A 3,062-nucleotide genomic window follows, 5' to 3' on the forward strand; every position below is an offset into this window, starting at 1 on the left:
GCCAAGCGGATTTCGGTGTAACGCATGGCGGCCGCGTTGTCGCCGTCCACCGAGCCAAAGTTGCCCTGGCCGTCGACCAGCATGTGGCGCATGGAAAAATCTTGCGCCATGCGCACGATGGTGTCGTAGACCGACTGGTCGCCGTGCGGGTGGTATTTGCCGATCACGTCACCCACGATTCGGGCCGACTTTTTGTAGGGGCGGTTCCAGTCGTTGTTCAGCTCGTGCATCGCGAACAAGACCCTGCGGTGCACGGGTTTCAGGCCGTCCCGGGCATCGGGCAGGGCACGCCCGACAATCACGCTCATGGCGTAATCGAGGTAGCTGCGCCGCATTTCCTCTTCCAGACTGATGGGCAGTGTTTCTTTGGCAAACTGGGTCATATATGAGAAAAGCAAAAGTGGCGCGGTAAAAACGTCCATTTTAGGTGCAAGCGGCTGTCGCGTCCATGCAACATTTGGCATGCAATTGTGTTCGCCTTGGGCTGTCGGCAAGGCAATTGGACAGGCCCTCCGCTGTCTATGGCACAATAAAAAGCAACGCAGCGGGTGACGGTCATCTGCAGCGTCTTTTTTTCGCAGCGCGTCTGCGGCTTTACCCTTTAAGAGGAAGACCATGAAAAAACTGAACAAAGTAGCGATGCTGTTGGCGTCAGCAGCGCTCGCATCCGCTGCTGGTGCTCAAACCATCGACAACTGGCGCAACGGCACAGGCGACTTGGTCTGGAAAAACGGCACCAACGAACTGTGCTGGCGTGATGCCAACTGGACACCTGCCACAGCCGCTGCCGGTTGCGACGGTGCCATCGTGGCCAAGCCAGCCGCTGCAGCGCCAGCTCCAGCTCCAGCTCCAGCTCCAGCTCCAGCAGCTCGTCCTGCCGCTCCACCAGCCCCAACTGCTGCTGCACCTGCTCCCGCCGCTGCTGCACCACGTCCAGCTGCGCCCCCACCAGCCGCCGCAACCAAAGTCACTTACGCCGCTGACGCGTTCTTTGACTTCGACAAGTCGGTCCTGAAGGCCGAAGGCAAAGCCAAGCTGGACGACCTGGTTGGCAAAGTCAAGGGCATTAACCTGGAAGTCATCATTGCCGTGGGTCACACCGACTCCGTGGGTTCTGACGCTTACAACCAGAAGTTGTCGGTCAAGCGTTCCGACGCTGTCAAGGCCTATTTGGTGACCAAGGGCATCGAAAAGAACCGCGTTTACACCGAAGGCAAAGGCGAGAAGCAGCCCGTGGCTGACAACAAGACATCCGCTGGCCGTTCCAAGAACCGCCGCGTGGAAATCGAAGTGGTCGGTACACGCCCTAACTGATCTGTTGCCAAGATCACGAAAAGCCCCAGCAATGGGGCTTTTTTTCGTCTGTCGTTCATGGCTTTTGGTCTGTTCACCGACAATCAGCACCCATGACTACAAGCACCACCAATGTCGACCCGGCCGAACTGGCCAAGTTTTCCGACCTGGCCCACCGCTGGTGGGATCCTGAAAGCGAATTCCGCCCCCTGCACCAGATCAACCCTTTGCGTCTGGAGTGGATTCATGGCTTGGTCCCGCTGACGGGCTTGAGCGTGGTCGATGTGGGTTGTGGCGGTGGCATCTTGGCCGACGCCATGGCGCGCAAAGGCGCCCAGGTGCTCGGTATTGACTTGGCCACCAAATCCCTCAAAGTAGCCCAGCTGCACGCTCTGGAGGCCGGGACCCAAGGCGTTCAATACCGCGAAGTCAGCGCCGAAACCCTGGCCGCTGAGCAGCCCGCGCAGTTTGATGTGGTCACCTGCATGGAAATGCTGGAGCATGTGCCCGACCCCGCCTCGGTGGTCAAAGCCTGTGCCCAAATGGTCAAACCGGGCGGCTGGGTCTTCTTTTCAACGCTCAACCGCAACCCCAAGTCATTCCTTTTTGCAATCGTTGGGGCCGAATACATTCTGAACCTTTTGCCCAAAGGCACGCACGAATTTGCCCGCCTGATCAAGCCCAGCGAACTGACGGCCTGGGCGCGCGAAGCCGGGCTGGACGCTCAAGGCTTCAAGGGCATGGAATACAACCCTTTCACCAAGCGGTATTGGCTGAGCCAGAACACCAGCGTGAACTATTTGCTCGCCTGTCGGAAAGCCTGAACATGTTTCAACACGCACAAGCCGTCTTGTTTGACCTCGATGGCACCTTGATCGACAGCGCCCCGGATTTGGGTGCAGCTGCGGACAAAATGCGGGTCGACCGTGGCATGCCCTCTCTGCCTCTGGAGCATTACCGCCATATGGCCGGCGCTGGTGCCCGGGGCATGCTGGGCATCGCCTTTGGCATGACACCCGAGCACCCCGACTTCGAGGCCATGAAAGAAGAGTTTTTCGTCACCTACGAAAACTGCATGACCGAACGCACCCGCATCTTCGACGGCGTGGTGGACATGGTCGAACGCTTGGTGGCCCTGGGCCTGCCGTGGGGCGTGGTGACCAACAAATCCAGCCGATTCACCGATCCGCTGACCGCAGCCATGCCTTTGTTTGCCACAGCCGGCGCCATCGTCAGCGGCAACACCACGCCGCACGCCAAACCCCACCCCGAGCCTTTGTTTGAGGCCGCGCGGCGTTTGTCGATTGACCCGGCGCGCTGTGTGTACGTGGGTGACGATGAACGCGACATCGTTGCAGGCCTGGCTGCAGGCATGGGCACGGTGGCCGCGACCTACGGTTATTTGGGGCAACAGACCGATATTTCTCGCTGGAATGCCCATTTGCACATTGATTCACCGATGGACCTCTTGAAATTCCTCAAGAGCGCCTAAAATAGGCACCTCAGGGGCTGCACTGGTTTCGACATGGGTTCGGACGCGTGGCAGGGCATGTCGAGGTTCTGATCCTCGTTAATCTTCGGAAAAAAAACTAACTGCAAACGACGAACGTTTCGCACTCGCCGCTTAATCCGGTGAGCCTTGCAACAGTTGGCCGATAGGCTGGGTTAGGGTGATGAGGGGGTTAAACCCCTCAAAGTCCTAGCTGCAAGGTAAAACATATGGGCTGGCATCACCTCGGGTACCTTGGGGTGGTGTGAGAAAAAAGGGT

Annotated in this window: 4 protein-coding genes and 1 other RNA gene; 4 read left to right on the forward strand and 1 reads right to left on the reverse strand. The window is 58.6% G+C overall.

Annotated features, from left to right (window positions below; all coding sequences use genetic code 11):
• A partial coding sequence (locus ACIQ47_RS15810; RefSeq protein ID WP_396438993.1) for a DNA gyrase subunit A occupies positions 1 to 383 on the reverse strand: 383 nt, incomplete at its 3' end.
• A 232-nt stretch (positions 384 to 615) separates the two neighbouring features.
• Between ACIQ47_RS15810 and ompA the strand changes: the two genes are divergently transcribed.
• From ompA to ssrA, 4 genes are all read left to right on the forward strand, one after another.
• Positions 616 to 1,314 carry an outer membrane protein OmpA gene (ompA, locus tag ACIQ47_RS15815; RefSeq protein ID WP_396438994.1) on the forward strand — a complete coding sequence of 233 codons (699 nt, stop codon included), beginning with the start codon at positions 616 to 618 and terminating at the stop codon, positions 1,312 to 1,314.
• A 92-nt stretch (positions 1,315 to 1,406) separates the two neighbouring features.
• The gene (ubiG, locus tag ACIQ47_RS15820; RefSeq protein ID WP_396438995.1) at positions 1,407 to 2,117 is read left to right on the forward strand and encodes a bifunctional 2-polyprenyl-6-hydroxyphenol methylase/3-demethylubiquinol 3-O-methyltransferase UbiG; all 711 of its coding nucleotides are present in this window, start codon (positions 1,407 to 1,409) and stop codon (positions 2,115 to 2,117) included.
• 2 nt (positions 2,118 to 2,119) lie between these two features.
• Positions 2,120 to 2,785, forward strand: coding sequence for an HAD-IA family hydrolase (locus ACIQ47_RS15825; protein WP_396438996.1), 666 nt, complete (start codon positions 2,120 to 2,122; stop codon positions 2,783 to 2,785).
• Between the two features lie 13 nt (positions 2,786 to 2,798).
• Positions 2,799 to 3,062: a transfer-messenger RNA gene (gene ssrA / locus ACIQ47_RS15830) on the forward strand; the annotation flags it as partial.

The sequence above is a fragment of the Limnohabitans sp. genome, assembly GCF_044373035.1.
In the GTDB taxonomy this organism is placed as follows: Bacteria; Pseudomonadota; Gammaproteobacteria; order Burkholderiales; family Burkholderiaceae_C; genus Limnohabitans_A.

Coding starts and splice junctions, on each gene's coding strand:
- ubiG (WP_396438995.1), top strand. CDS start 1,407: ATGACTACAAGCACCACCAATGTCGACCCGGCCGAACTGGCCAAGTTT.
- ACIQ47_RS15825 (WP_396438996.1), top strand. CDS start 2,120: ATGTTTCAACACGCACAAGCCGTCTTGTTTGACCTCGATGGCACCTTG.
- ompA (WP_396438994.1), top strand. CDS start 616: ATGAAAAAACTGAACAAAGTAGCGATGCTGTTGGCGTCAGCAGCGCTC.